General features: G+C 72.9%; 22 protein-coding genes and 1 pseudogene. 11 read left to right on the forward strand and 12 right to left on the reverse strand.

The features are described 5' to 3' along the window. Positions 1 to 176: 176 nt before the first annotated feature. Positions 177 to 452 (forward strand): annotated as a pseudogene (locus ACIRPX_RS27965) (peptide-N4-asparagine amidase); the annotation flags it as partial. A 20-nt stretch (positions 453 to 472) separates the two neighbouring features. On the opposite strand, the gene ACIRPX_RS27970 reads toward ACIRPX_RS27965, so the two are convergent. After that, the gene (locus ACIRPX_RS27970) at positions 473 to 931 is read right to left on the reverse strand and encodes a MarR family winged helix-turn-helix transcriptional regulator (RefSeq protein ID WP_404200112.1); all 459 of its coding nucleotides are present in this window, start codon (positions 929 to 931) and stop codon (positions 473 to 475) included. Positions 932 to 1,100: 169 nt separating this feature from the next. Here ACIRPX_RS27970 and ACIRPX_RS27975 point away from each other — a divergent pair, with 169 nt between their 5' ends. Together ACIRPX_RS27975 and mltG are read left to right on the forward strand one after the other, a co-directional pair. Further along, the gene (locus tag ACIRPX_RS27975; protein ID WP_404200115.1) at positions 1,101 to 2,915 is read left to right on the forward strand and encodes an ABC transporter ATP-binding protein; all 1,815 of its coding nucleotides are present in this window, start codon (positions 1,101 to 1,103) and stop codon (positions 2,913 to 2,915) included. Between the two features lie 43 nt (positions 2,916 to 2,958). Next, entirely contained in the window at positions 2,959 to 3,798 is an 840-nt protein-coding gene (gene mltG / locus ACIRPX_RS27980) for an endolytic transglycosylase MltG (RefSeq protein WP_404200118.1), read from the forward strand. Positions 3,799 to 3,850: 52 nt separating this feature from the next. Here mltG and ACIRPX_RS27985 read toward each other — a convergent pair whose 3' ends face one another. After that, positions 3,851 to 4,963: an NAD(P)-binding domain-containing protein gene (locus tag ACIRPX_RS27985; RefSeq protein WP_404200121.1), complete on the reverse strand. Its 1,113-nt coding sequence runs from the start codon at positions 4,961 to 4,963 to the stop codon at positions 3,851 to 3,853. Between the two features lie 75 nt (positions 4,964 to 5,038). Between ACIRPX_RS27985 and ACIRPX_RS27990 the strand changes: the two genes are divergently transcribed. Beyond that, positions 5,039 to 5,461 (forward strand): YjbQ family protein, encoded by a 423-nt coding sequence (locus tag ACIRPX_RS27990; RefSeq protein WP_404200124.1) that lies wholly within the window; start codon positions 5,039 to 5,041, stop codon positions 5,459 to 5,461. Positions 5,462 to 5,577: 116 nt separating this feature from the next. Here ACIRPX_RS27990 and pntB read toward each other — a convergent pair whose 3' ends face one another. The 4 genes from pntB to ACIRPX_RS28010 form a co-directional block, all read right to left on the reverse strand. Further along, positions 5,578 to 7,044: a Re/Si-specific NAD(P)(+) transhydrogenase subunit beta gene (pntB, locus tag ACIRPX_RS27995; protein WP_404200127.1), complete on the reverse strand. Its 1,467-nt coding sequence runs from the start codon at positions 7,042 to 7,044 to the stop codon at positions 5,578 to 5,580. Positions 7,045 to 7,050: 6 nt separating this feature from the next. After that, positions 7,051 to 8,607 carry a Re/Si-specific NAD(P)(+) transhydrogenase subunit alpha gene (locus tag ACIRPX_RS28000; RefSeq protein WP_404200130.1) on the reverse strand — a complete coding sequence of 519 codons (1,557 nt, stop codon included), beginning with the start codon at positions 8,605 to 8,607 and terminating at the stop codon, positions 7,051 to 7,053. Positions 8,608 to 8,782: 175 nt separating this feature from the next. After that, positions 8,783 to 9,469 (reverse strand): CoA transferase subunit B, encoded by a 687-nt coding sequence (locus ACIRPX_RS28005; protein WP_404200133.1) that lies wholly within the window; start codon positions 9,467 to 9,469, stop codon positions 8,783 to 8,785. Between the two features lie 2 nt (positions 9,470 to 9,471). Further along, on the reverse strand, positions 9,472 to 10,380 hold the full coding sequence (locus tag ACIRPX_RS28010) for a CoA transferase subunit A (RefSeq protein ID WP_404200136.1): 909 nt from the start codon (positions 10,378 to 10,380) through the stop codon (positions 9,472 to 9,474). A gap of 300 nt (positions 10,381 to 10,680) precedes the next feature. On the opposite strand from ACIRPX_RS28010, the gene ACIRPX_RS28015 reads away from it, so the two are divergent. The 6 genes from ACIRPX_RS28015 (at position 10,681) to ACIRPX_RS28040 (ending at position 16,500) form a co-directional block, all read left to right on the forward strand. Next, a complete protein-coding gene (locus ACIRPX_RS28015; protein ID WP_404200139.1) occupies positions 10,681 to 11,916 on the forward strand; it encodes a substrate-binding domain-containing protein in 1,236 nt (411 codons plus the stop codon). A gap of 4 nt (positions 11,917 to 11,920) precedes the next feature. After that, positions 11,921 to 12,733: an ABC transporter ATP-binding protein gene (locus tag ACIRPX_RS28020; protein ID WP_404200141.1), complete on the forward strand. Its 813-nt coding sequence runs from the start codon at positions 11,921 to 11,923 to the stop codon at positions 12,731 to 12,733. Then, entirely contained in the window at positions 12,730 to 13,518 is a 789-nt protein-coding gene (locus tag ACIRPX_RS28025) for an ABC transporter ATP-binding protein (protein ID WP_404200143.1), read from the forward strand. Before ACIRPX_RS28020 ends, ACIRPX_RS28025 begins: the two co-directional genes overlap by 4 nt. Further along, a complete protein-coding gene (locus tag ACIRPX_RS28030; RefSeq protein ID WP_404200146.1) occupies positions 13,518 to 14,405 on the forward strand; it encodes a branched-chain amino acid ABC transporter permease in 888 nt (295 codons plus the stop codon). The genes ACIRPX_RS28025 and ACIRPX_RS28030 overlap by 1 nt, the downstream gene beginning before the upstream one ends. After that, the gene (locus ACIRPX_RS28035) at positions 14,402 to 15,532 is read left to right on the forward strand and encodes a branched-chain amino acid ABC transporter permease (RefSeq protein ID WP_404200149.1); all 1,131 of its coding nucleotides are present in this window, start codon (positions 14,402 to 14,404) and stop codon (positions 15,530 to 15,532) included. The genes ACIRPX_RS28030 and ACIRPX_RS28035 overlap by 4 nt, the downstream gene beginning before the upstream one ends. A 71-nt stretch (positions 15,533 to 15,603) precedes the next feature. Beyond that, the gene (locus tag ACIRPX_RS28040) at positions 15,604 to 16,500 is read left to right on the forward strand and encodes an alpha/beta fold hydrolase (protein ID WP_404200445.1); all 897 of its coding nucleotides are present in this window, start codon (positions 15,604 to 15,606) and stop codon (positions 16,498 to 16,500) included. Positions 16,501 to 16,540: 40 nt separating this feature from the next. Here ACIRPX_RS28040 and ACIRPX_RS28045 read toward each other — a convergent pair whose 3' ends face one another. From ACIRPX_RS28045 to ACIRPX_RS28055, 3 genes are all read right to left on the reverse strand, one after another. Next, a complete protein-coding gene (locus ACIRPX_RS28045; RefSeq protein WP_404200151.1) occupies positions 16,541 to 18,496 on the reverse strand; it encodes a helix-turn-helix domain-containing protein in 1,956 nt (651 codons plus the stop codon). A gap of 146 nt (positions 18,497 to 18,642) precedes the next feature. Continuing rightward, complete coding sequence (locus ACIRPX_RS28050) at positions 18,643 to 20,040, reverse strand: MFS transporter (protein WP_404200154.1); 1,398 nt, start codon at positions 20,038 to 20,040, stop codon at positions 18,643 to 18,645. 134 nt (positions 20,041 to 20,174) lie between these two features. After that, positions 20,175 to 21,002, reverse strand: coding sequence for a 3-hydroxybutyrate dehydrogenase (locus ACIRPX_RS28055; RefSeq protein ID WP_404200157.1), 828 nt, complete (start codon positions 21,000 to 21,002; stop codon positions 20,175 to 20,177). Positions 21,003 to 21,430: 428 nt separating this feature from the next. Here ACIRPX_RS28055 and ACIRPX_RS28060 point away from each other — a divergent pair, with 428 nt between their 5' ends. Beyond that, positions 21,431 to 22,897 (forward strand): PHB depolymerase family esterase, encoded by a 1,467-nt coding sequence (locus tag ACIRPX_RS28060; RefSeq protein ID WP_404200160.1) that lies wholly within the window; start codon positions 21,431 to 21,433, stop codon positions 22,895 to 22,897. 59 nt (positions 22,898 to 22,956) lie between these two features. On the opposite strand, the gene ACIRPX_RS28065 is transcribed toward ACIRPX_RS28060, so the two are convergent. From ACIRPX_RS28065 to ACIRPX_RS28075, 3 genes are all read right to left on the reverse strand, one after another. Further along, entirely contained in the window at positions 22,957 to 24,180 is a 1,224-nt protein-coding gene (locus ACIRPX_RS28065; RefSeq protein ID WP_404200163.1) for a cytochrome P450, read from the reverse strand. A 157-nt stretch (positions 24,181 to 24,337) separates the two neighbouring features. Then, positions 24,338 to 25,498, reverse strand: a complete 1,161-nt coding sequence (locus ACIRPX_RS28070) for a cytochrome P450 (protein WP_404200166.1) — start codon at positions 25,496 to 25,498, stop codon at positions 24,338 to 24,340. Between the two features lie 161 nt (positions 25,499 to 25,659). Continuing rightward, the gene (locus ACIRPX_RS28075; protein ID WP_404200168.1) at positions 25,660 to 26,451 is read right to left on the reverse strand and encodes an IclR family transcriptional regulator; all 792 of its coding nucleotides are present in this window, start codon (positions 26,449 to 26,451) and stop codon (positions 25,660 to 25,662) included. Between the last annotated feature and the right edge of the window lie 9 nt (positions 26,452 to 26,460).

The raw sequence follows: 26,460 nt of genomic DNA on the forward strand, positions 1-26,460 counted from the left end.
CTCCCCGGCCCATTCCCCCATCACCACGAAACGAGTCTGGCCCCGCCGCTCACGCGGCGGGGCCAGAACCCCAAGATCTTCATGAGCCTTCTAGGGCGCGTTTCGGCAGTTCCGTCTGCCCGGCGAACCGGTGGACGCCTCATTGCGCCGGCCGCCGACCGGCCGTGGAACACGCCACCATCACGCTCGGCGACGACGCCCGGCTGCGGACCGTGCTGACTCCGGGCGACCGTGCCACGGCCGTCGAGACGCGCGGCGGCCGGCGGAATTGCTGGTCGCGGCTGGACGACACCGTCGGCGGGGACGCCGCGTGCACGACGGGCGTGCCGCGCGAGCGGCGGCACGCGTCCGGCGCCACCGGCGAGCGCCACCGGCTGTACGGATCGGCCGGCTGCTGCGACCGCACGCTCCCCACCGTGCGGGGTGTGCTCACGGGGGACCGCGACCGCTGCCGAACGGGCCGCGCGGCCGGTCAGCAGCGGTGGCCGGGCACCGGCACGTCCCTGTCCACCAGCGTGTCCAGCAGTCCGCCGAGGACCTCGCGCTGCTCGTCCGTGAGCGGCGCGAGCACCTCGGCGGCGGCCGAGCGGCGCGCCTCGCGCAGTGCGCGCAGCGCCGTACGGCCGTCCTCGGTGAGCTCGATGCGGATCACCCGGCGGTTGGTCGGGTCGGGCGCGCGGCGCACCTTGCCGCTCGCCTCCAGCCCGTCCACCAGCGTGGTCACGGCGCGGGGGACCACCTCCAGGCGCTCGGCGAGGTCCGCCATGCGGGGCGGCTCGTCGTAGTGCGCCAGCGTGCGCAGCAGCCGGGACTGCGCCGGGGTGACACCCAGACCCGCCCGTTCGATGTGGCGCTTCTGGACGCGGTGCATGCGGCGGGTGAACCGCAGCAGTTGCTCGGCGAGCAGGCTGTCGGTGTCCGGGGTGGTCATGCGGGAACAATATCAGGACCTATTTCATTGTGAGCATAGGTAACAATGAGCTAAGGTCCCTCAGTCGGCGCCGGACCCGCGCCGGCTCGTCGTTCTTCGAGGTTCTCCGATGTTCCTCGATGTTCTTCGATGTTCCTCGATCCCGACGATCCCGAACCCGTAGGAGCCCATGCACCCCGACCGTGAACCCCGCTGGACACCGCCGGCCGACGCCAAGGAGCAGCCCCGGCAGGTGCGCCGCATTCTGCGCCTCTTCCGTCCCTACCGCGGACGCCTCGCCGTCGTCGGCCTGCTGGTCGGCGCCTCGTCGCTGGTGTCCGTCGCCACGCCCTTCCTGCTGCGGGCGATCCTCGACGTCGCGATTCCCCACGGCCGCACCGGCCTGCTCAGCCTGCTCGCGCTGGGCATGATCCTCAGCGCCGTCCTCACCAGTGTCTTCGGCGTCCTGCAGACCCTGATCTCGACCACCGTCGGGCAGCGCGTCATGCACGACCTGCGCACCGCCGTCTACGGCCGGCTCCAGCGCATGTCCCTCGCGTTCTTCACGCGCACGCGCACCGGCGAGGTCCAGTCCCGCATCGCCAACGACATCGGCGGCATGCAGGCCACCGTCACCTCCACCGCCACCTCCCTGGTCTCCAACGTGACCAGCGTGGTCGCCACCATCGTCGCGATGATCGCGCTCGACTGGCGGCTGACCGTCGTCTCCTTGCTGCTGCTGCCGGTCTTCGTGTGGGTCAGCCGCCGCGTCGGCAACGAACGCAAGAAGATCACCACCCAGCGGCAGAAGCAGATGGCCGCGATGGCCGCGACCGTCACCGAGTCGCTCTCCGTCAGCGGCATCCTGCTCGGCCGCACCATGGGCCGCTCCGGCTCCCTCACGCAGTCCTTCTCCGAGGAGTCCGAGGGCCTGGTCGACCTCGAGGTGCGCTCGAACATGGCCGGCCGCTGGCGCATGGCCGTCATCACGATCGTCATGGCCGCCATGCCGGCCGTCATCTACTGGACCGCGGGCATCGCCCTCCAGCTGGGCGGTCCGCAGGTCTCGATCGGCACGATCGTCGCCTTCGTCTCGCTCCAGCAGGGCCTGTTCCGCCCCGCCGTCAGCCTGCTGTCGACCGGCGTGCAGATCCAGACCTCGCTCGCCCTCTTCCAGCGCATCTTCGAATACCTCGACCTGCCGATCGACATCACCGAACGGGACAACCCCGTCCACCTCGACCAGATCAAGGGCGAAGTCCGCTTCGAGGACGTCGAGTTCCGCTACGACGGCAGCGACGACGACAACAGGGGCCCGATCCTCGACGGCATCGACGTCACCGTCCCCGCTGGCAGCAGCCTCGCGGTCGTCGGCCCGACCGGCGCCGGGAAGTCGACGCTCGGCTATCTCGTCCCACGGCTCTACGACGTCAGCGGCGGCCGCGTCACGCTCGACGGCGTCGACGTGCGCGACCTGGACTTCGACACCCTGGCCCGCGCGGTCGGCGTCGTCTCCCAGGAGACGTACCTCTTCCATGCCTCGGTCGCCGAGAACCTGCGCTTCGCCAAGCCGGACGCCACCGACGAGGAGCTGCGCACGGCGGCGAAGGCGGCCCAGATCCACGACCACATCGCGTCCCTGCCGGACGGCTACGACACGGTCGTCGGCGAGCGCGGCCACCGCTTCTCCGGCGGTGAGAAGCAGCGCCTGGCCATCGCCCGCACCATCCTGCGCGATCCGCCCGTGCTGATCCTGGACGAGGCGACCAGCGCCCTGGACAACCGCACCGAGGCCGCCGTGCAGGCCGCGATCGACGCCCTGTCGGCCGACCGCACCACGCTCACCATCGCCCACCGGCTGTCCACCGTCCGCGGTGCCGACCAGATCGTGGTCCTCGACTCCGGCAGCGTCGCCGAACGGGGCACGCACGAAGAACTGCTGGAGCAGGACGGGCGCTACGCGGCCCTGGTACGCCGGGATACCCAACTGGAGCCGACGAGCTGAACATATGCCGGGATTGTGACGTTATGCGGGTTACCGTGCCCGCATGCAGAAGAACACTCCGCCACGGAGCACGATTCGACTGACGCGGCGGGGCAAGCTCGTCCTCGTCGTGACCGGGGCCGTCGTGGCCGGCACCGTCGTGGCGGTGCCGCTGTGGATGATCCGGAGCGCCGAGGTCGCCCGGCCCGCGTCCCTGGTGATCCCGGAGGGCTGGCGCGCGAGCCAGATCTACGCCGCCGTCGACAAGACCCTGGACCTGCCCGCCGGCAGCACCAGGAAGTCATTGGCCAAGGCCCATCTGAAGCTGCCGAAGGACGCCGAGGGCAACCCCGAGGGCTACCTCTTCCCGGCGACCTATCCCGTCCCCGCGAAGGCGACCCCCGAGTCCCTGCTGACGGCCATGGCGCAGACCGCCGACAAGAAGTTCAACCGTGCCCCCACGGCGGCCGGCGCCCAGCGCAACGCGATGAACGTCTACCAGGCGGTCACCGTCGCGAGCATCGTGCAGGCCGAGGCCGCCTCCAAGGACGACATGGGCAAGGTGGCGCGCGTCGTCTTCAACCGGCTCGAACGCGGCATGCCGCTGCAGATGGACTCCACCCTCAACTACGCCCTGAAACGCGCCACTCTGAAGACCACCTCCGCCGACACGAAGCTGAGCAGCCCCTACAACTCCTACCAGCGCATGGGCCTGCCGCCGACGCCGATCGACAACCCGGGCGAGGACGCGATGCGCGCCGCGATCAGCCCGACGCCGGGCGACTGGCTGTACTTCGTCACGGTCAGGCCCGGCGACACCCGCTTCACGGCCGACTACGCCGAACACCAGCGCAACGTGGCCGAGTTCAACGCCGCGCAGAAGAAGACCTCCCCGTCGAAGTGAGCCCGGCCCGGGTCGTCCGGGTCGGTCCGTGTCGGTCCGGTGCGGCGGGACGTCACGCGACGGCGGGCTCCTCGGTCTGCTCGGCCGTCTCGGCCGTCTCGGCTGTCTCGGCCGTCAGTCTCCGGATGTCCCGTACGGCCGCCCGGCCCGCCCGGTTGGCGCCGATGGTGCTGGCCGACGGGCCGTAGCCGACCAGATGGATCCGCGGGTCGGCCACGGCCCGGGTGCCCTCGACGCGGATGCCGCCGCCCGGCTCACGCAGCCGTAGCGGCGCGAGGTGGTCGATCGCGGCGCGGAAGCCGGTCGCCCACAGGATGACGTCGGCGTCGACGTGCCGGCCGTCCGCCCACTCCACGCCGTCCGGCGTGACCCGGTCGAACATCGGCAGGCGGTCGAGGACGCCGTCCGCGAGGCCCTTCCGGATGGCGTCGTTCAGCGGCAGTCCGGTCACCGAGACCACGCTCCTGGGCGGCAGTCCCCGCCGCACCCGCTCCTCCACCAGCGCGACCGCCGCCCGTCCGAACTCCTCGGTGAAGGGGCCCTCGCGGTAGACGGGCGGACGCCGGGTGACCCAGGTGGTGGACGCCGCGTATCCGGCGATCTCCAGCAGATGCTGCGTGCCGGAGGCGCCCCCGCCCACCACCACGACCCGCTTCCCGGCGAACGCCTCGGGCCCCGGGTACTGCGCGGTGTGCAACTGCCGCCCCCGGAAGGTCTCCTGACCGGGGTAGCGCGGCCAGAACGGCCGGTCCCACGTACCGGTCGCATTGATCAGCGCCCGCGTCGACCAGTCGCCGTCCGAGGTCTCGACGAGCAGCCGCCCGCCCGAGCCCTCGCGCACGGCCCGCACCGCCACGGGCCGCCGCACCCGCAGATCGAAGGTGCGCTCGTACGCCGCGAAGTACTCGGCGACGACCTCCGACGACGGCCGCGCCGGATCGGCGTCCGTCAGCTCCATCCCCGGCAGTGCGTGCATCCCGTGGACCTTGCCGTACGTCAGCGACGGCCACCGGAACTGCCAGGCGCCGCCCGGGCCGGGGGAGTGGTCCAGCACCACGAAGTCGCGCTCCGGCTCGAAGCCGGTGCGGCGCAGGTGATAGGCGCTGGACAGACCGGCCTGACCCGCGCCTACGACGACCACCTCGACCTCGCGCGTGTTGTTCACGCTTCTACCAACTCGGACGGGTCCGTGGATCTTCCCCTGCCGTACGGAGTGCGCCGCATGGGTCACGATGGAGGCATGTCAGACGCCTTCACCACCCGAGTCCTGAACGTCTCCACCGGCTCCGCGGAGAGGGTCCTCGACCTGACCCGAGACTGCGAGTCCTTCCTGCGGGAGGTGGCGGGCGGACGTGACGGCCTCCTCAACATCTTCGTCCCGCACGCCACCGCGGGCATCGCCGTCCTGGAGACCGGCGCCGGCAGCGACGACGACCTCCTCGCCACCCTGCACACCCTCCTGCCCGCCGACGACCGCTGGCAGCACCGCCACGGCAGCCCCGGCCACGGCCGCGACCACGTCCTGCCGGCCATCGTCCCGCCGCACGCGACGCTGCCGGTGGTGGGCGGACGGCTGGAGCTGGGCACGTGGCAGTCGGTCTGCCTGGTGGACACGAACAAGGACAACCCGGACCGCAAGGTGCGGCTGTCGTTCCTGGCGTAGGTCCCGGGGCGAGGCGGGCAGGACTGCCGCCGGTGCGCCGCCCGCCCGGCGGCGGGTGGACGGCACACCACCCGCCGCCGGCCGAGTTCAGGACGTCAGTCCACAGGGCGACGGCCTCAGCGGCCGGCCAGTGTGGCCTGGGGTGCGGCCGAGGCCGCCTCGCGGCGGCCGTCGGTGCTGAGCGCCTGCAGGATCGCCTCCACGCTCTGCTTGGCGTCGCCGAAGAGCATGCTGCTGTTCTCGCGGAAGAAGAGCGGGTTCTGCACGCCCGCGTAGCCGGAGGCCATCGAGCGCTTGAAGACGATGACCTGCTCCGACTCCCAGACGCGCAGCACCGGCATGCCGGCGATCGGGCTCGTGGGGTCCTCCGCGGCGGCCGGGTTGACGGTGTCGTTCGCGCCGATGACCAGCACGACGGACGTGTCGGCGAAGTCGTCGTTGATCTCGTCCATCTCCAGGACGATGTCGTAGGGCACCTTCGCCTCGGCCAGCAGCACGTTCATGTGGCCCGGAAGGCGGCCGGCGACGGGGTGGACGCCGAACCGGACCTCGACGCCCCGCTCGCGCAACTGCCGGGTGAGCTCGGCGACCGGGTGCTGGGCCTGGGCGACGGCCATGCCGTAGCCGGGCGTGATGATCACCGAGCGGGCGTGGGCGAGCATCTCGGCCGCCTCCGCGGCGCGCACCTCGCGGTGCTCGCCCTCCTCCTCCTGGCCGCCGGAGGGCGCCTCGATGCCGAAGCCGCCCGCGATGACGGAGAGGAAGGAGCGGTTCATCGCCTTGCACATGATGTACGACAGGTAGGCACCGGAGGAGCCGACCAGTGCGCCCGTGACGATGAGCAGGTTGTTGTCGAGCAGGAAGCCGGCCGCGGCGGCCGCCCAGCCCGAGTAGCTGTTCAGCATGGAGACGACCACGGGCATGTCGCCGCCGCCGATGGAGGCGACCAGGTGCCAGCCCAGCGCCAGCGCCAGCACGGTCACCGCGATCATCAACGGCAGGTTCGGGGTGATCGTGAACCAGACCGTCAGCGCCACGAACGCGACGAGCGCACCGACGTTGAGCGCGTTCTTGCCGGGCAGCACCAGCGGACGGGACTTGATCCGGGCCGAGAGCTTCAGGAACGCGACGATCGAGCCGGTGAAGGTGACCGCGCCGATGAAGATGCCGATGAACACCTCGGCGTGGTGAATGCCCAGCAGGTCGGCGCCGATCCGGGTCTGCGCCTCGCCGTGCGACTCCACCTCGAGGTAGCTGTTCCAGCCCACCAGCACCGCGGCGAGGCCGACGAAGCTGTGCAGCACCGCGATCAGTTCGGGCATCTGCGTCATCTCGACCTTGCGGGCGCGCTGCAGACCGATCGCCGCGCCGAGCGCGGTGGCGATCAGGATCAGTGCCACCGCACCGCCGCTGATGCTCTGTGCCGCCACCACGATGGTGGCGACCAGCGCGAGGGCCATGCCGGCGATGCCGTAGACGACGCCGGCGCGGGAGGTGCGGTGCTGGGACAGGCCCGCCAGGCTGAGGATGAACAGCAGGGCGGCGACCAGATCAGCCGCATGGGAGGCCGTCATGGAGGTCATCTCGGCTCAGCCTTTCGAGAACATGGACAGCATGCGGCGGGTGACGGCGAAACCTCCGAAGACGTTCACGCTCGTCAGCAGGATCGCCACGCAGGACAAGGCGGTCACGAGGTTGTTCTCGTGCCCGATCTGCAGCAGGGCACCGATCACGACGATGCCGGAGATCGCGTTGGTCACCGACATCAGCGGTGTGTGCAGCGCGTGGTGCACCTTGCCGATGACGTAGTAGCCGATCACCACCGCCAGCGCGAACACCGTGAAGTTCTCCGCGAGTTGCGCCGGAGCGAAGGCGACCAGCAGGAACATCGCGAGCATGCCGAGCCCGATGAGGCCGAAGCGCCACGCGGGCGTCAGTCCGGACTTCTTCGGTTCGGGCGCCTCGGGCGCGGCCGCCGGCTGCGCGGCGGGTGCGGCCGAGACCGCGACGGGCGGCGGCGGCCAGGTGACCTCGCCGCCGCGCACCACGGTCACGGCCCGCTGCACGACGTCGTCGAAATCGACCGTCAGCCGGCCGTCCTTGCCGGGGGTGAGCAGCTTGAGCAGGTTCACCAGGTTGGTGCCGAACAGCTGCGAGGCCTGGGCGGGCAGCCGGGAGGCCAGGTCGGTGTAGCCGATGATGGTGACGCCGTTGTCGGTCACCACCGTGCGGCCCGCCACGGTGCCCTCGACGTTGCCGCCCATCGCGGCGGCCATGTCGACGATGACGCTGCCCGGCTTCATCGCCGCCACGTCGGCGGCCGTCAGCAGGCGCGGCGCCGGCCGGCCCGGGATCAGCGCGGTGGTGATGACGATGTCCACGTCCTGGGCCTGCTCGTGGTAGAGCTCGGCGGCGGCGCGGTCGTAGTCGGCGGAGGTCGCCTTGGCGTAGCCGTCGGTGCCGGCCTCCTGGACCACGTTCACCGGCAGGTACTCGCCGCCCAGGGACTTCACCTGGTCCGCGACCTCGGGCCGCGGGTCCGTGGCCCGCACGATCGCGCCCAGACTGGACGCGGCGCCGATCGCCGCCAGACCGGCCACACCCGCGCCGGCCACCAGCACCTTCGCCGGCGGGACCTTGCCCGCCGCGGTGACCTGGCCGGTGAAGAACCTGCCGAAGACGTGCGCGGCCTCGATGACCGCCCGGTACCCGGCGATGTTCGCCATCGAGGAGAGCACGTCCATCGACTGGGCGCGTGAGATGCGCGGCACGGCGTCCAGCGCCAGGGCGGTCACCCCGGCGCGGGACAACTCCTGCAGCAGTTCGGCGTTCTGCGCGGGCGCGAGGAGGCCGGCCACGGTCGCGCCCTCCCGCAGCCGGGTGATCTCCGAGCCGGAGGGGGCGTTCACCTTCAGAACGACGTCCGCGTTCCAGGCTTCGCCGATCTCCGCGCCGGCCTCGGCGTACGCCTGGTCGTCGAAGCCGGAGGCCTCGCCGGCTCCGGGTTCGACGACGGCTTCGTAGCCGAGTTTCAGCAGCAGGCGGACCGTCGCGGGGGTCGCCGCCACGCGCGTCTCCCCGGAGGCGGACTCGGCGACCACGCCGATGAGCTGCGGAGGGTGGTGCGAGGGTGCTTCAGCCGACATGTCCTGTATCTCTCGTCAGAGGAAGGTCCTGGGGAGGACTAGCGCTCGTGGAAGTGATACGGCGTCCATCTCCCTTGATCGCTGGAACCTACCCGCGAGGAGAGTGCCGGCCAACGTGATGTGCTTCACCTTGCGCAATCGGACGACAGCGCTCAGGGGGTCGGGCCGGGGCGGTTCAGCCGGATGCGAGCGTCGGCAGGCCCTGGTCGGCGCCGGGTGCCGGCAGGTCCCGGTCGACGCGAAGGGGGGCGGCCGTCGCCGCCATGACCTCCCGTACGGTGACGCCCGGCGCGGTCTCCGTCAGGAGCAGGCCGCCGGGCGTGACATCGATGACCGCCAGGTCGGTGATGACCCGGTCCACCACACGGCGGCCCGTGGCGGGGAGGGTCAGCTCCTCGACGATCTTCGGGCTGCCGTCCTTGGCGACGTGCTCCATCACGACCAGCAGCCGGCGGGCGCCGTGGACCAGGTCCATCGCACCGCCCATGCCCTTGACCATCTTGCCGGGGATCATCCAGTTGGCCAGGTCGCCGTGGGCCGACACCTGCATGGCGCCGAGCACGGAGACGTCGATCCGGCCGGCCCGGATCATGCCGAAGGAGAAGGCCGAGTCGAAGTAGGAGGTGCCGGCGACGGTGGTCACCGTCTCCTTCCCGGCGTTGATCAGATCCGGGTGCTCCTCGCCGTCGTACGGGTAGGGGCCCACGCCCAGGATGCCGTTCTCGGAGTGCAGCACCACGTGCACCCCGTCCGGCAGGTGGCTGGGGATCAGCGTGGGCAGGCCGATGCCCAGGTTGACGTACTGGCCGTCGCGCAGCTCCCGGGCGGCGCGGGCGGCGAGCTGGTGGCGGTCGAGCGGCATGGTCACTTCTCCTCGGAGTCCGTGCGTGAGAGGGCTGCTTCGGTGCCGGTGCGCGAGAGGGCTGCTTCGGTGCCGGTGCGCGAGAGGGCTGCTTCGGTGGCCGTGTGTGAGAGGGCTGCTCCGGTGCCGGCGCGCCGGACGGCTGCCTGGCCGCCGGTGGGGGCGGGACGCACGGTTCGGCGCTCTACGCGCTTGTCCAGCGAGGCGTCGACGGCGATCACACGGTCCACGTACACGCCCGGCAGATGGACGGCGTCCGGCGGCAGTTCGCCGGCGTCCACGATGCGTTCGGCCTCCACGAGGGTCACCTGTCCCGCCATCGCGCACAGCGGGTTGAAGTTGCGCGCCGCCGCGTGGAAGACGCAGTTGCCGTGCCGGTCGGCGACCTCGGCCCGTACCAGGGCGAAATCGGCCGTGATGGCCTCCTCCAGCAGGTAGCGGCGGTCGCCGAACTGCCGTGTCTCCTTGGGCGGAGACGCCAGTGCCACGCCGCCGTCGGCGCTGTGCCGCAAGGGCAGGCCGCCCTCCTCGACCTGGGTGCCCACCCCGGCCGGGGTGTAGAACGCGGGGATGCCGGTGCCGCCGGCCCGCAGCCGCTCGGCGAGGGTGCCCTGCGGTGTCAGCTCCACCTCCAGCTCGCCGGTCAGGTACCGGCGGGCGAACTCCTTGTTCTCACCCACGTAGGAGGAGGTCATCCGGGCGATCCGGCCGGCCCGCAGCAGCAGTCCCAGACCCCAGTCGTCCACACCGCAGTTGTTGGACACCACCCGCAGGCCCGACGCGCCCGCCTCGGCCAGCGCGGCGATCAGCGTCGACGGTATGCCGCACAGGCCGAACCCGCCGACCGCGAGCGTCGCGCCGTCGGGGATGTCCGCCACTGCCCGCGCGGCCGCGGCCACCACTTTGTCCATGCCGTTTCCTCTTCCACCGGGGTGTGTTGCCTCTGGCGGCCCGGCCCGGTCACCACCGCGCGGCCCGGACCGGGCGCTGCTCACCTTTGCCCGGAGCGACCGGCACGGGCCATGTGTGTCGACGCCATGACTGGGCCTCAAAGAACGGTGATTGGCACCATGCCGCCTGTCGTACGGCGCTCCTAGGGTTCCGGCCATCCAGCACCGCACTCCCGTCGCCCCACAGCGAACCCGCCGTCCCGGACAAGGCCGGCGGGCCCCGGCGGCGGGCGGGCGACACACTGTCAGGAGCCGTTCGCCATGCGTTCTCACCTCACGGACACCCTCAGAAGCAGATCCGTCCGGGCCCTCACCCTGCTCGCGGCCGGCGCCCTGGTCGCGGGCTGCTCCTCGGCCGGCACCGCCGGTACCGCGACGGCCGGCTCGGACGGCAGGACGGCTCCCGTGAAGGTGGGCCTCGTCTACTCCCGCAGCGGACTGCTGGCCGCCTACGGCAAGCAGTACGAGGAGGGCTTCAAGGCGGGCCTGGCCTACGCCACGCACGGCACGAACAAGGCCGACGGCCACCCGATCCAGGTCACCGAACAGGACGACGCCGGGGACCCGGCGAAGGCGGTCGCCGCGGCCAAGACCCTCGTCGGCAAGGGCTGCAAGATCCTCGCCGGCACCACCGACTCCGGTGTGGCCCTGCAGATGGCTCCGCTGGCCGCGCAGAACAAGGTGCTCTACGTCAGCGGACCCGCCGCCACCGACGCGGTCACCGGCATCAACGCCTACACCTTCCGCTCGGGCCGGCAGTCGTACCAGGACATCCTCGCGGCCGGCACCCTGCTCGGCGACGCCCAGGGCAAGAAGGTCACCGTGCTCGCCCAGAACTCGGCCTTCGGACAGGCCAACGTGGCCGCGGTCAAGGCCGTCCTCGGCGCGAAGGGCGCGCACGTCGGCTCCGTGCTCGCTCCGCCGAGCGCCACCGACCTCACGCCCTTCGCCCGCCAGACCAGGGCCGGCAAGCCGGACCTGGTGTTCGTCGCCTGGGCCGGCGCCACCGCACCCGCCCTGTGGACCGCCCTGAACCAGCAGGGCGTGCTGGACGCGAGCAAGGTCGTCACCGGACTCGCGGGCACCGCCTCGTACCCGATCTTCGGCGCGGCCGGCTCCAAGGTCGCCTTCCTCGCGCACTACTTCCCGGGCGCCGCCGGCGGCACCCCCGTGGAGAAGGCCATGCTCGACGGCATCACCAAGGCCGGCGGCACCCCCGACCTGTTCAGCCCGGACGGCTTCACCGCCGCCCAGATGATCGTGCACGCGATCGAGTCCGGCAGCGCCACCGACACCACCGCCATGGCCAAGGCGCTGGAGGGCTGGACCTTCGACGGGCCCAAGGGCAAGGAGCAGATCCGCGCGAAGGACCACGCCCTGCTGCAGCCCATGTTCACGGCCACGCTCAGCGGCAGCGGAAGCGCCGCCCGGCCCAAGCTGACCGACAGCATCCCGATGACGGCCGTCGCACCGCCGGCCGCGAAGGCGGCGGGCTGAGCCGATGACCTCCTCCGACACGACGTCACCGAGCGTCCCGGAGGCTCCGGACGCCGGGGAGGCACCCGCCTTCCCGGCCCCGGTGCTCCGGCTGCGCGAGATCGGCTGGACGGTCGGCGGCGCCACCATCGTCGACGCCGTCTCCTTCGACGTCCGCGAAGGCGAGTTCCTCGCCTTCATCGGCCCCAACGGCGCAGGGAAGACCTCCCTGTTCAACCTGATCAGCGGGCTCAACCCGGCCTCCCGGGGCACGATCGAGCTGGACGGCCGCGACATCACCGCCGAGGCCGCCTACGCCCGCGCCCGGCGCGGCCTCGGGCGCACCTTCCAGACCTCCAGCCTGTGGCCGGGCATGACGGTCGCCGACCACGTCAGACTCGCCGCCCAGGCCGCCGACGGCGGCTCGTACCGGATCTGGCGCCGTGCCGACACCTCCCCGGAACGCGTCGACGGGGTGCTCTCCCGCACCCAGCTCACCCACCGCGCGGACACCTGCGCCGAAGCCCTCTCGCACGGCGAGAAACGCAAGCTCGAACTCGCGGTCCTGCTCGTCGGCGAACCCCGGCTGATGCTGCTGGACGAGCCGATGGCGGGGGTGAGCGCGGAGGAGGTGCCCGCGCTGACCGAACTCATCCGGTCGCTGCACAAGGAAGAGGGACGCACCGTGCTCATGGTCGAGCACCACATGGACGTGCTGCTGGACCTGGCCGACCGGCTGGCCGTGATGCACCACGGCACACTGCTGGCGCTGGACGGCCCGCGGTCCGTGATGGCCGACCCCACCGTGCAGCAGGCATACCTGGGGGAGGAGCTGTGACCCCCGCCGCCCCGCCCCTGCTGACCGTGCGCGATCTGCGGGTCGTGATCGGGGGCAAGCACATCCTGCACGGCGTCGACCTGGAGGTGGCCGCCTCGGGCACCACCGCCGTGCTGGGCCGCAACGGCGCCGGCAAGACGACCACCGTGCGCGGCATCCTCGGACTGGTCCCGAGGACCGGCAGCGTGCTGCTGGCCGGCGAGGAGACGGTGCGCCTGGCCACCCACGCCCTGGTGCGCCGGGGCATCGGCTACGCCCCCGAGGACCGCGGCGTGTTCGCCTCCCTCAGCGTGGCCGAGAACCTGCGGCTGGCCGAGCGGCCCGGCGCCGGTGAACCGGCCTACGACCTGGTCCACGAGCTGTTCCCGGAGCTGGAACGACGCGCCCGGCAGGCCGCCGGCACCCTGTCCGGCGGCCAGCAGCAGATGGTCGCCATCGCCCGCACGCTGCTCAACGGCAACCGGCTGATCATCGCCGACGAACCCACCAAGGGCCTGGCGCCCAAGGTGGTCACCGAGGTCGCCCAGGTGCTGGAGCGCGCCGCCGAGGCGGTGCCGGTCCTGCTCGTGGAGCAGAACCTCGCCCTCGTGCGCCGCCTCGCCCGCCACTGCGTCGTCCTCGCCGACGGCCGCACCGCGCACCAGGGCCCGGCCGCCGACCTCCTCGCCGACGCCGAGGCCGCCCGCCGGCTGCTCGCCGTCGGCAGCACCCGCAGGCCGGCCGGCGAGGCGGCCGTCAGCACCGCGGCGCGTCCCGCCGCCCGGACCACGGAGGCAGACGCCTGATGTCCACCGTCGTGCTGCTCACCTTCACCGGACTCGGCCTGGGTGCCCTGTACTTCCTGGTCGCCTCCGGCCTGTCGCTGATCTTCGGGCTGATGGACGTGCTCAACTTCGCCCACGGCGCGCTGCTGTCCGTCGGCGCCTACGGCACCTGGTGGGCCGCCTCCGGTCACCTGCCCGGTGCCGGGGCCGGCGGGGCCGGGTTCGTCCTCGCCGTCGTCTTCGGCACCGCCGTGGGCACCGTCGCCGCCGTCGTGCTCGAACTCGCCGTGATCCGCCCGCTCTACACCCGCCCTCGCGAGCAGATCCTCGCCACGGTGGGCGTCGGCCTGGCCCTGCCGGCCCTGCTGTCCGCGATCTGGGGGTCCGACGCCCGCCCCTTCCCCGGTCCGCGGGCGCTGTCCGGCACCTTCGCCCTGCTGGGCGCCGAAGTGCCCCTCGACCGCCTGGTGCTGATCGGGGCGGCCCTGGCCGTGCTGGGCGCGCTCAAGCTGTTCCTGGGCCGGACCCGGCACGGACTGGTCGTCCGCGCGGGGGTGGAGGACCGGGCGATGGTCACCGCGCTCGGCATCGACGTGCGCAAGGCCTTCACCCTGGTCTTCGCCATCGGCGGCGCGGCGGCGGCCCTCGGCGGTGCCCTGGGCGGCCTCTACTTCGGCTCCGTCGACCCCGAACAGGGCACGTCGCTGCTCATCTTCGCCTTCGTGGTCGTCGTGACGGGCGGCATGGGCTCGCTCACCGGTGCCGCCCTGGCCTCGGTGGCCGTGGGCCTCGTCCAGCAGTTCGCCAACTACTACACCACCGCCGGGCTCGGCGACCTCGCCGTCGTCGTCCTGCTCGCCGCCCTCCTGCTCGTCAGACCGCGAGGGCTCACCGGGAGGCTCGCATGACCACCGCCACCCAGCCGCGCGGCGGGTCCCGCACGGCCGACCGCCCCCTCGCCACCCGCTCCCGGCGGCTGCGGCGAGCCGCCCGCTGGTGGCCCGCCCTGCTGCTGGCGGCGCTGTTCACCGTGCCCTACAGCGCGCTGCCGCTGCCGGGCCTGCTCGACGGGCCGATCGGCGGCCCCGGCAACCTGCAACTGCTGGCCCTGTGCCTGCTCTTCGGCGGCCTGGCCACCGGCTACGACCTGCTGCTCGGCCGCACCGGGCTGCTGTCCTTCGGACACGCCCTCTACTTCGCCGCGGGCACCTACGTCACCAACACCGTGATGCTCGAGGCGGGCCTGCCGTTCGCCGCGTCGGCGCTGCTCGGCCTGCTCGCGGGCGTGGTGCTGTCCGCCCTGCTGGGCGCGGTCAGCCTGCGCGTCAGCGGTATCGGATTCTCCATGGTCACCCTGGCCTTCGCGCAGGCCGCGTCGATCCTCGTGCAGCGCGATCCCGGCGGTGTCACCGGCGGCGAGGAGGGCAGGGCCGCCCCCGCGGACAGGCTGCCCGCCGCGCTGGTCGGCATCGAGCACACCGCCAACCTGTACTGGATCGCCCTGGCCTACCTCGTGGTGGTGCTGGCCGTTGTGCACCGGGCGGTCCGCTCACCCGTCGGCCGGGTCTGGGAGGGCATCAAGGAGAACGAGCGCCGGGTGGAGGTGCTGGGCCTGCGCCCCTACGGCTTCAAGCTCGTCGCCTTCGTGCTGGCGGGCACCCTGGCCGCGCTCGGCGGCATCGTCTACCTGCTGCTGACCGGCGGCGCCACCCCGCAGACGACCACCTCCGACTTCACCCTGTCCCTGCTGGTGATGGTGGTGCTGGGCGGTTCGGGCAGCCGGTGGGGCCCCATGGTCGGAGGCATCCTCTACACCTGGGCCGACCACCGGCTCGCCGACCTGGCCGGCTCGGACACGGTCGCCGGCCTGCCCTCCGTGGTCCGGGTGCCGCTCTCGCAGCCGCTGTTCCTGCTCGGCGCCCTGTTCGTCGCGGTGATATATCTGCTGCCGGGCGGCGTGGCACGGCTCCCGGCCCGGCTGCGCGCCGCCCGCCCGTCCCCCACCACCGCCGACCGCGAGGAGGTTCCCGCGTGACCAGTCCCGCTGCGCAGAACGGAACGACGGCCGGGCAGGACGCCGCCGCACCGGCACGCGAGGAGTTCCGGGTGCCGGTCACCGGTGGGCGGCTGGCCGTGTCGCGCTGGCCGGCCGACGATCCGGGCGCGCCGGTGGTCCTGGCGCTGCACGGCATCACGGCCAACGGCCTGAGCTGGGCCCGCGTGGCCCACCACCTGGCCGGCCGGGTCACCCTGGTGGCGCCCGACCTGCGCGGCCGGGGCCGCAGCGGGGAGGTGCCCGGTCCGTACGGCATCGCGGCCCACGCCGACGACATGGCGGCCGTGGTGCAGGCGCTGGGCGGGGGCCGGGTGGTGCTGACCGGCCACTCCATGGGCGCGTTCACCGCGGCCCTGACCGCCGTGCGCCACCCGCACCTGCTGACGGGCCTGCTGCTGGTGGACGGCGGCGTGGGCTTCCCCGTTCCCGCCGGCCTGGACCCTGACGAGCTGATCACCTCGGTGCTCGGCCCGGCCATGCGGCGCCTGTCGATGACCTTCCCGGACCGGGAGGCCTACCGCGCGTTCTGGCAGTCGCATCCCGGCTTCGCCGGCTCCTGGTCGCCGTGGGTGGACGACTACATCCAGCGCGACCTCGTCGGGCAGGAGCCCGAACTGCGCTCGTCCTGCAGTCTGGAGGCGGTCCGCACCGACGGTGTGGACCAGCTCGGTGCGCTGGTTTCGGGCGCGGTGCACCGGCTGCCCCTCCCCGCCGTGCTGCTGTGGGCGCCACGGGGCCTGATGGACGAGCCGCAGGGCCTGTACGACGAGCGGCGGCTGGCCGCCGCCGGCCTCGACCCGGGCAGGGTGCGCGCCCTGCCGGTGCCCGAAACCAACCACTACAGCATCGTCGTCGGCGACGTGGGCGCCCGGGTCGTGGCACGGCATCTGCTGGCCGCGGCCGGGGTGGAGACGTCCGGGGATCCGGGCGGTACGGCGTCCGGGTGACCCGGGCGGCCGGTGCCGTCCCGGGCACACCCGCCCGGCGTCAGGCCTCCGACAGCAGGTGCAGGCGCAGGGCGAGCTGCAGTTCCAGCGTCTGTTCGGGGGTGTTCCAGTCGGGGCCGAGCAGCGCCTGGATGCGGTCCAGGCGCTGCACGACCGTGTTCACGTGCACGTGCAGGGTCTCCTTCGCCCGGGTCAGGCTCCCGCCGCAGTCGAAGTAGGCGCGCAGCGTGCGGACCAGCTGGGTGCCGCGCCGGGCGTCGTAGTCCAGCAAGGGTTCCAAGGTGGCGGTGACGAAGCCGTCCACGTCGTGGATGTCTCCCAGCAGTACCCCCAGAAAGCCCAGGTCGGCGACGCTCGCACCCTGCCCCTCGCGGCCGAGCACCCGCAGGGCCCGCAGGCAGCGCAGGGCCTCGGCGTGCCCGTCGGCGACGGCCCGCGGCCCGGTGGCCGGTCCGGCGCCGGCCACCGTGACCGGTGCGCCGGTCAGCCGGCCGAGCTGCCCGGCGGCGGCGCGGGCCGCCTCACCCGGTCCGGTGCCGTCGCACGGGAGCAGCAGCACCACGGTGCCCTCGTGCTCCGCGCCGACACCGCCGCACCCGAACAGGTACTGCACGGCGGCATCCGCGAGCCGGCCGCGGACCGCGTCGCCGGACCGGGCGACGAGCAGCAGGTGGGGCCGGTCGAGGTCGAGCCCGAGGCGGCGGCCGCGGGCCACCAGGCCGGCCCGGTCGCGGTCGGGCGCGGTGAGCAGATCGGTGAGCAGGTCGCCGCGTACGCGGTTCTCGGTCTCCGCGACCGAACGCCGCAGCAGGAGCAGCAGCGAGGTCACGACGCTGCTCCGCTCGAACAGGCGCCGGTCGGGGCCGTCGAGATCCGGCCGCCCGAACAGCACCAGACAGCCCAGCAGTTCCTGCCCGGCCAGCACCGCGCACACCCAGCGCCCGTCCCGGAACACCGCGTGCGCGGCCGCGCGTGAGCTCTCCGCCGCCGCGACCAGCGCCGCGGCCTCCTCCTCCGTGCCGCCGGTGGCCTCCGGTTCCCCGGCGAGTGCGCCATCGTGCACGGCGACCGCGGTCAGCGGCCACCCGGAGCCGTCGTGGACCGCGACGTCCCCGTTCAGCAGTCCGGCCACGGCGGCGGCCACGTCGGAGAGTTCGCCGCCGCGCAGCACCAGGTCGGTCAGCCGGTCATGCGATTCCTCGGCGCGCTGCATGGCCGCGGAGTGCTCACGGATCACGGCGTTGGCCTCCGCGAGCTCGTCCATCGCGATCCGCGCGTCGGCCATCGACGCGGCGGTGTCGATGGCGATGGCGGCGTGGTCGGCCAGCGAGCACAGCAGGGCGACCTCGTCCGGGGCGAACGTGCGGGGTGTGCGGTCCGCGGCGAACAGGGCGCCGATGACCTGGCCGCCGCTGCCCGAGCCCAGCAGCAGCGGGACGCCGAGGATCGCCACCAGGCCCTCGTCCAGGACCCCGGCGTCGATGCTGCCGGTGTGCAGGAAGCGCTCGTCGGTGCGGTAGTCGGGGGAGGCGTAGGGGCGTGCCGTCTGCGCGACCAGACCGCCAAGGCCCTCACCGAGCTCCAGGCGCAGGTTCTGGAACAGCTCCGACACCGAGCCGTCGGTGACCCGCATGTACGTGTCGCCGGCCTCCTCGTCGGGCAGCGTGAGGTAGGCCGTGTCGGTGCCCAGGAGCATCCGGGCGCGCCGGACGATGGAGCGCAGCACGGCGTCGAGGTCGCGCAGGGCCGCGAGGTCGCCGGCGGTGTCGAAGAGCGCGGTCAGCTCCGCCTCCCGGCGCCGGTGCTGCCGGAGTGTCGTCCGCACGCGCAGCGCCGCCTCGGTGGCCAGGTCGATCTCCGCGAGCTCCTCGGCCGCGGCCCCGCTGCCGCGGGCCTCGACGGCGACCGCGCCGAGGTCTTCGGCGGGAGCGCCCGCGGCGAGGAGTTCGAGCAGCCGGCGCAGATGGCGGGCGACGGGAGTGGGTTCGTGCGGCATGGGCGGGCAACCGTTGCGTAGTCGACGGACACGGGAATCGGCGCACGGCCGAGGAGGGAATGGCCGGGGAGGGAACGGCCGGGGAGGGCCAGGCCCCTCCCCGGCGGGAGGACCCTGGCCCTCGGGCCGGGCAGCGGCGGCTGCCGTCAGGCGGACGCGGCCGTCTTTTGGTCCGCGGCCGTCCGCGTCGCGGAGTCGTCCGGCTCGATCGAGGCCAGGTCACTGCCGCGGGTCTCGCGGGAGGCGACGACGGCGATCACGGTGATCACGGCGGCCAGCCCGACGTACACCGAGATCGGGGTGGAGCCGCCGTAGGAGCTGAGCAGCGCCGTCGCGATCAGCGGGGCCGGGGCGCCCGCGGCCACCGAGGACAGCTGGGCCCCGATGGAGGCACCGGTGTAACGCATCCGGGTGGCGAACAGCTCGGAGAAGAACGCCGCCTGGGGCGCGTACATGGCGCTGTGGAAGACCAGGCCGACGGTGACGGCCAGGACCAGCGCGGGGAACGACCTGGTGTCGAGCAGGGCGAAGAAGGCCCACGACCACAGGCCCACGCCGACCGCACCCACCAGGTACACGGGCTTGCGCCCGACCCGGTCGGACAGCGCGCCGAACAGCGGGATGAGGCAGAACTGCACGGCCGAGCCGATCAGCACCGCGTTCAGCGCCGTCTGCTTGCCGAGCCCCAGGTGCTCGACGCAGTAGGTGAGGACGAACGCGGTGATCACGTAGTACGAGATGTTCTCGGCCATGCGCGCGCCCATCGCGATCAGGATGTCCCGCCAGTGGTTGCGCACGACCGCGACGAACGGCGGCTGCTCGCCGCGCTGCTCCGCCTTGCGCCGTTCGGCCTTGGCCAGCGCCTCCTTGAACAACGGGGACTCGTCGACGGACAGCCGGATCCACAGACCGATCATGACCAGGACGGCGGAGAGCAGGAACGGCACCCGCCAGCCCCACGAGTCGAACGCGTCGTCGGGGAGCAGGGTGGTCATCAAGGAGAGCACTCCTACGGCGACCAGGTTGCCGGCCGGTGCGCCGCCCTGCGGCCAGGACGCCCAGAAGCCGCGCCGCTTCGCGTCGCCGTGCTCGGACACCAGCAGCACCGCGCCGCCCCACTCGCCGCCGAGAGCGAAGCCCTGGACAAGCCGCAGGGTGGTCAGCAGCACGGGTGCCGCGACACCGATCGTGTCGTAGCCGGGGACGCAGCCGATCAGGGCGGTGGACAGGCCCATCATCAGCAGGCTGATCACCAGGAGCTTCTTGCGGCCGAGGCGGTCGCCGAAGTGGCCGAAGACCACGGCGCCGATCGGGCGCGCGGCGAAGCCGATGGCGTAGGTGAGGAAGGACAGCAGAGTGCCGGTCAGCGGGTCCGACTCGGGGAAGAAGACACGGCCGAAGACCAGGGCGGCGGCCGAGCCGTAGAGGAAGTAGTCGTACCACTCGATGGTCGTGCCGATCAGGCTGGCGGCGACGATCTTGCGCAGACCGCGCGGGCTCGGGGAGGTACCTGGGTCGTTCACGGCGTTGTGAGCGAGGGGCATGGTTGTCACCGTTTTCGGAGGGATGAGGGAGCGGAACCGCCGGACCCGGCCGCCTGTGGGGGACGAAGGGCAGAGGTCCGGAGGAGTAGGTGGGTGCGCTGCGCCGGGCAGGCGGCGCACGGGCGGACGGGACCTCAGTGGGCCGTCCAGCCGCCGTCCAGGGGGATCGAGCTGCCGGTGACGTAACCGCTGCGGCCGGTGCACAGCCACAGCGCCGCCTCGGCGACCTCGGCCGGCTCGATCAGGCGCTTGATCGCGGTGCGTTCGAGGAAGACCTGGTCCATCACGTCCGCGGCGGAGATGCCGTGGGCGAGCGCCTGGTTGGCGATCTGCTCCTCGACCAGCGGCGTGCGGACGTAGCCGGGGTTGATGCAGTTGCTGGTCACGCCGTGCGCGGCGCCCTCCAGGGCGACCACCTTGCTCAGGCCCTCCAGCGCGTGCTTCGCCGTGACGTACGCCGCCTTGAAGGCGCTGGCCCGAAGACCGTGCACCGAGGAGATGTTGACGACCCTGCCCCAGCCCCGCGCGTACATGTGGGGCAGGGTGCGGCGCAGGATGCGGAACGGAGCCTCCACCATGACCCGCTGGATCAGCGCGAAGCGCTCCGGCGGGAACTCGTGCACCGGTGCGATGTGCTGCAGGCCCGCGTTGTTGACCACGATGTCGGCGTCGTCCGGCAGCGCGTCCACGGCGTCGGCCAGGGAGAGGTCGGCCACGACGGCGACACCGCCGATCGCCTCGGCCACCTCCTTGGCGGCCTCGGCGGCCCGGTCCACCACGTAGACCTCGCCACCGGCCGCGGCGAAGCCCTCGGCACAGGCCCGGCCGATCCCGCTGGCCGCACCGGTGACCAGAACCTTGCGGCCGGTGAGGAACCTGGTCGAGGCCAGGCCGGGCCCGGTGCTGCCACCGGGGCCGGGATGCTGGGGCGAGCCCTCGTGGGGGCTCTTGGTGCTGTCCATGGCCGAACACCGTAGGGAGGACCCATGAGGTGGGACACGTGGGTCGTCGACACATTTTCGAGCCATGAGGTAGGTGCCGCCACCATGGGCCGACGGCCGAGGCGGGCCGGCAGGTTCTGTACGCCGGGAGCACCCGAGCCGTGCCGGTGCGCGTGGCCCGTCACGTGTCACAGCCTCCGCCGCTGACGCCATGGGTGCGCGAACCATGCGGGAATGCGCGGTCCTGGCTGTCCCTCACATGTCGGGGGCCGGCCGGCCGGTCGTACTGTCCGCTTCCAGCAAGCCGGTACGACGGCGGACCGGCCGCGGCCAGGTGCCGTGCCGGCCGGCCGACGCGACGGGCGCGGACCGCGCCGGGCGGGGTGGGACCGCCGGGGACGGGCCGTGCCCGCGCCTTCCCTCCCCCCTCCACCCCACGGAGTCGCCCTATGCATCGCTCCACCTGGCGCAGATTCTTCCGGCGTACCGCACGGGCGGCCGCGACCGGCGCCGTCATCGCGGGCCTGGCCGTCGTCGCCCCCCTGGCGTCGAGCGCGGCGGCCGCCGGCACCCTCCAGCAGGTCACCGGATTCGGCTCGAACCCCGGCAACCTGGCCATGTACGAGTACGCACCCTCCGACCTGCCCGCCGACGCACCCCTGGTGGTGGCCCTGCACGGGTGCACGCAGTCGGCGAGCGACTACCACGCCCACTCGGGCTGGCAGAAGTTCGCCGACGAGTGGGGCTTCGCCGTGGTCTACCCGCAGACCAGCGCCGCCAACAACAGCCTGTCCTGCTTCAGCTGGTTCGACTCGGCCAAGGACACCCGGGGCAAGGGCGAGGCGGCCTCGGTCATGCAGATGGTCGACACCGCCGTGGCGCAGTACGGCTCGGACCGCGGCCGCATCTTCGTCACCGGACTGTCCGCCGGCGGCGGCATGACCGCGGACCTCCTCGCCGACTACCCCGACGTGTTCGCCGGCGGCTCCGTCGACTCGGGCCTTCCCGCGCAGTGCGCCACCACCCAGAGCGCCGCCTCCAGCTGCCAGTACAGCAACCAGAACCTCACCCCGAAGGCCTGGGGCGACAAGGTCCGCAACTCCTTCGCGGGCTACTCGGGCCCGTGGCCGCGCGTCGCCATCTGGCAGGGCAGCTCCGACACCACCGTCACCCCGGTCAACGGCACCGAGCTGCGCGACCAGTGGACCGACGTGTGGGGCATCGGCCAGACGGCCTCCAGCACCCGGAGCCTGACCGGCGGCACCACCGAGAGCATCTACGACGACTTTGCGGGCAAGCCCGCCGTCGCCCTGTTCTCGGTCTCCGGCATGGCGCACGGCCTGGCCGTGCACCCCGGCTCGGGCGCCGACCAGTGCGGCACCACCGGGGCGTACTACCTCGACTCCATCTGCTCCAGCTACCACACCGCGAAGTTCTGGGGCCTGGACGGCAGCGGCGACCAGGGCGGCACCGGCTCCCTGCCCGCGCCCTCCGGTCTCACGGTGACCGGCACCACCGACACCGGCGCGGCACTGTCCTGGAACGCCGTCGGCGGCGCCGCCTCGTACAACGTCTACCGCGACGGGACCGAGGCCGGCTCCGCGACGGGCACCACGTTCACCGACACCGGCCTGTCCGCCGGCACCTCGTACGCGTACACCGTCGCCGCGGTCGACTCCTCCGGTGCCGTCGGCGCCTCGTCCGCCCCGGTCACGGCGACGACGACAGGCTCCGCACCCAAGTGCTACACCGACAACAACTACAACCAGGTCGTCGCCGGACGCGCCCACCAGAGCCTCGGCTACACCTACGCCAACGGCTCCAACCAGTACATGGGCCTGTACAACGTGGCCGTCACCCACACACTGAAGGAGACCTCCGCGGGCTACTTCGTCATCGCCGACTCAGGCTGCTGAAGCGTCGGGAACCCTTCCGTCCGCGCCGGGCCGGTCCGGCGCGGACGGAAGGGGCGCCGTCAGCGGAGCGTCAGCCGGCCCCGGAACCTCTCCGGCACCGGGGCGAAACGCAGGGCCATGGTGATCCGGTCCGCGTGCTGCACGCTCAGCCGGTAGCGCGTGCACAACAGATGGCACAGGGCCATCAGCTGGAACGTGCCGAGATTCGCGCCGATGCACTTCTTCGGGGCCCAGCCGAAGGGCACGTAGCAGGTGCGGTCCTTCGGGCCGTGCGGGGCGCCCGGCAGGAAGCGGTCCGGGTCGAAGACGTCGGGCTGCTTCCAGACGCGTGCGTCGCGGTGGACGAGATGGGGGCTGAGCAGGTACCACTGGCCCGGGTCCAGGCGCGTGGACCCGAGGTCGAAGCCGAATTTCGAGCGCCGCACCAGCAGCAGCGGCGGGCTCCACATGCGCAGCACCTCTTTCACGAAGCGGTGCGTCGCCGGGGCCGCGGTGGTGGGTGTGGTGCGGAATTCCACCGGGTCCACGGCGCTCAGTTCGTCGGTCAGCCGCCGCTGCCAGCCGGGGTTGCGGACGAACTCGTAGAGCAGGCTCGCGGCGGCCGTGCCCGGCGGGCCCCCGATGGCGGTCAGCACCGCGGTCACCACGTCGAGGGCGCGGTCCATGCCGAGTTCGGGGAGCAGGTCCACGAAGGGGTCGGCCAGGTCGGCCTCGCGCCTGCGCCGGCCGCTCGCGCGCTGCCGCAGCACCCGGCGCACCACGAGACCCGAGCGCATCTGCACGGAGACGAACTTCAGATGGTGCCAGACGCTGCCCGGATCGGGCGAGACCAGCCGCAGCAGCTTCATCTCCAGGTCCCGGCGCACCAGTTCGGCCTCGGCGCGGGTGAGGCCGGTGAGCGCGACGGGCAGCAGCGACCGCAGCGTCACGTCCTGCATGAGCATCGTCAGGTCGACGTCCACCCCGACCCGCGCGTCCATGATCCGCTCCATGCGGTCGGTCAGCGCGCCGTGGTGCTCCGGCGTCGCGAGGGCGTGCATCCGGGTCATCCAGGCGGACCGGATCCTGCTCCACCGCATCTCCGGACTGCGCCGCCGGAGCACCATGTCGACGAGGCGGTCGTGCATGACGAACCGCTGCCAGTTGGTGGCGCTGACCCGGCGCGCGGCCTCCGGCTCGAACACGCCGAGCCGCTGGTCGTCGACCCAGAAGATCCCGTCCTCCCGCGCGCTGCGCATCCGCATGAACCGCAGGAAGTCCTCGGGGTGTTGCGGGGTGGTCATCGTTCGCGTTCCCCTCCTGGGGCGCGGGGAGCCGACCGTGCGGCGCCTCCCCGCGCAGGGCCGGTCAGATGTGGTGGTACAGGTACCAGAAGTACTCGTACTGGCCTCGGATGTTGAGGACCGACTTCGCCTTGAGATACAGCGCGCGCATGCTCGTTCACCTCCTTCCGGGACAGCCGCCGTTCGGGCTCAGCGCCGCGGTGAACCGCGGCGGAGCCAGCGCCGGACCCACCTGGGGCCCACCGCCGTCATGGGTGACCGACACGCGCCAGTCACGGGAGAGGATCGCCACGAGGTCCTCCAGCAGCCGTACGGCGACGGTCGCGCCGGCGCAGGTGTGCGCCCCGAGCCCGAACGGCAGGTAGGCCCCGTCGGGCACGCCCCGCGCCCAGCGCTGCGGGACGAACTCGTCCGGCCGCTCCCAGTGGGCGGGGTGCCGGTGCACCAGGTAGCTGCACACCATGAGCCGGTCGCGCGGCGTCACCCACGTGCCGCCCAGCTCCTGCTCACGGCTCGGCGTGCGCGCGAACAGCCACGCCACCGGCCACAGCCGCAGGGCCTCGCGAACCGTCCAACTCGGCTCGGCGGCAGCGGAGTTCGGGTGCGTACCCAGCAGGTGGACCGACCAGCCCAGGGCGAAGCCGATGGAGCCGACCGTGGCGAAGAGAAACGACAGGTAGACCTCGACGAGATCCCCCGTCTCCGCCGCCGGGTCGCTCCCGCCGACGACGACGTCGACGAGGTCGCGCGGCTCGGAGGGGCCGCCGCGCGACCCCAGGCGCTTCCGCCGGGCGCTCATCTCCGCGCGCAGGGCCGGCAGCGCGCGACGGCGGAAGAGCAGCCGGGACGGCGGCGAGTGGCGCCCTCGCGCACCGGCCAGGACCGCGCGGGCGACGATCGCCTCCACCGTCCGGTGCAGGTGGGCGGGCGCGTCCGGGTGCAGCAGCACGTCGCGCAGGTGCCGCAGGACGAGCAGGTTCCCGGCGTCCGGCCACTGGGCGCACGGAGCCAGCCGCTCCGCGACCAGTCCGGGCAAGTCCGCGCGCCGCGCATCCAGATGACGGCATATCAGGTCCCGGCCCGCGCGGCCGATGGCGACCTGCGCGGAACGCGGCCCGAACACACCGTGCCGGTTCCGGTAGAAGTCGGAGGTCTCCGCGACGGCCGCGTGCCCGTTGCCCATCACCGCCCGGGCCGCCTCGGGACCGGCCACGCACACCCCGCCCATGGCCGAGCGCCACACGTCGTGCGTGCGGTCGAACTCCGCGCGCAGCAGGGCCAGCGGGCCGCCGGCAGGCTTCGTCCGCGACGACTCCATGAGATCCTCCGGTGATGGTCGTGCACAGCGCGGTCCTGGTCCGGATCGCCGGGAGCCGGCCCGCCGTGCGGTGCGTGCGGAGTCCGGGCCGGCGGACCCAGCCTGCAGAACGGGCGCCGGCCCGTCGCGCGCTGTGCCGCTGAGCGGAACACGCCCGCGCGTCACCGGCGGCGCCCCAGCCCCGCCGTGATGGCGGCGGCCGCGCGCCGCGCCGTGTCGGCGAGGCGCTCCAGGCGGTGGTCCGGATCGGTCAGGACGCTCAGGGCCGCGACCGGGGTGCCGTCCGCCGCACGGACGGGCACGGCGGCGCAGCACACCCCCTCCAGCACCTCCTCCCGGTCGTAGGCGGCCCCCTGCTCCCGGATGCGCACGGCGTCGGCCGGCCAGGTCCGGGGCAGGGGACCGAGCGGCAGACGCGGGTCGGCCCAGGCGGCCAGGAGCTTCCCGGAGGCCGTGTACCACGGCCAGATCTGCCGGCCGTCGGGCAGCGGGAACGGCTGGTCCGCGGGTGTCGTCCAGTCGATGATCAGCGTCTGTCCCTCGTGCAGTACGGCCAGGGCGACCGTCGTGCCGGTGGTCGCCGCCAGCCGCCGCAGCGGCCGCTGCACGGCCGAGCGCAGGCCCGGATGCGGCTGCCAGCCGTGGCCGAGGCGGAACATGCCCGGCCCGATGCGGTAGTGGCCCGCACTGCGTTCGACGGCGCCCAGGTCCACCAGTTGGTCGAGCAGCCGGTAGGCGGTCGTCTTGGGCAGACCGCACGCCGAGGCCAGCGAGGTCACGCCGGCGTGCTCCTCCCGATGCAGGGCGTTCAGCAGGGCGAAGGCGCCTGCCAGGACGCTGCGTCCGGCCGTCGCCGACAGGGCCGCGTCCGGTCCGGACGACGGTGACGTGCTCGGTGGTCCCGTCTCCTGGGGCGCCGAGGCCGTCGCGGTCGCCGTGTTCGTTCGATGCACGTGTCAACC

It is taken from the genome of Streptomyces sp. NPDC101225 (assembly GCF_044767585.1).
In the GTDB taxonomy this organism is placed as follows: Bacteria; Actinomycetota; Actinomycetes; order Streptomycetales; family Streptomycetaceae; genus Streptomyces.